The sequence below is a fragment of the Moorena sp. SIO2C4 genome, from assembly GCF_010672485.1.
GTDB classification, from domain to species: domain Bacteria; phylum Cyanobacteriota; class Cyanobacteriia; order Cyanobacteriales; family Coleofasciculaceae; genus Moorena; species Moorena producens.
The window spans coordinates 1-1149 of the sequence record NZ_JAAHGN010001545.1 but is presented as its reverse complement, the minus strand read 5'-3'; the positions used below and the strand labels follow the sequence as shown (position 1 = coordinate 1149).

2 protein-coding genes are annotated in these 1149 nt (G+C 41.4%); both read left to right on the top strand.

All coding sequences use genetic code 11. The annotated features are described in order from the left end of the window. Positions 1 to 66 precede the first annotated feature (66 nt). Positions 67 to 888, top strand: coding sequence for an Rpn family recombination-promoting nuclease/putative transposase (locus F6K20_RS39390; RefSeq protein ID WP_271970300.1), 822 nt, complete (start codon positions 67 to 69; stop codon positions 886 to 888). Beyond that, on the top strand, positions 866 to 1149 hold a 284-nt coding region (locus tag F6K20_RS39385; RefSeq protein ID WP_287298583.1), incomplete at its 3' end, for a hypothetical protein. The genes F6K20_RS39390 and F6K20_RS39385, both read left to right, overlap by 23 nt.

The window sequence follows — 1149 nt, the reverse complement described above, 5'->3', positions numbered from 1 at the left end:
TCTTTCACGAATCAGATAGGATTGCTATATACTTAGAGTATACCACTTTTAGTGGAGAGCTAAGTAATGACATTTATCAGCCCTAAAACCGACTTTGCCTTCAAAAAAATCTTTGCCTCCCAGGAAAGTAAACCGATTCTGATTAGCTTTCTCAATGCTCTTGTCTACCACAATCAACCTCTGATCCAAGATTTGGAAATTATTGACCCTTATCAGTCTTCTCCTCTTCCAATCCTCAAAGACTCTTTCCTCGATGTGAAGGCCAAACTGAGTAATGGTTCTTTGGTGATTATTGAAATGCAGGTTTTGCAGGTAGAATCCTTTGCTAGACGAGTTTTATACAATGCTACTAAAGCTTACTCTCTACAGTTAGGTAAAGGAGAAGGCTATCGTTATCTCAAGCCAGTGATTGCTCTGACGATTACCGATTTTGTCATGTTTCCTGAGCATAATCAGATAATTTCTAATTTCAAGTTACGAGAAGAAACTACCAACATCAGCTACATCGAAAATCACTTAGAGTTAGTGTTTGTGGAACTACCGAAGTTTGAGAAGCAGTTGGAAGAGTTAGACCAACTCGATGAGTTGTGGATGTATTTTTTAAAAAATGCGCCTTCCTTAGAGACGGTGCCACCGCAAATGGCGCAACTACCAGAGTTTCAACAGGCATTTGGAATTGCTTCTGAGGCAAATTTAAGTAGGAAGGATTTGGAGGAATTAGGAAAAAGAGAGATGTTTATTCATGACCAACAAGGGCTAGTGATTTTTGCTGAGAAACAAGCTAAGCAAGAAATAGCACAGCAGCTTTTGCCTTTGTTAGATAATGAAACAATTAGTCAGACTACTGGCTTACCTGTAGAGGAAATTGAGAAGCTGCGAGAAGGCTAAGGGTAAGCTATCAGGGGTAGGGTGGGCAAATAATGAAAGTTTGGCAATTTCATCAGTTATCCTGTCGATTTGCCCACCCCACAAGAGCGATCGCACTTTTACCCAACAAACAACAGAGGCGATCGCATGCCGTAGGGTAGGGTGGGCAAATAATGAAAGTTTGGCAATTTCATCAGTTATCCTGTCGATTTGCCCACCCCACAAGAGCGATCGCACTTTTACCCAACAAACAACAGAGGCGATCGCATGCCGTAGGGTAGG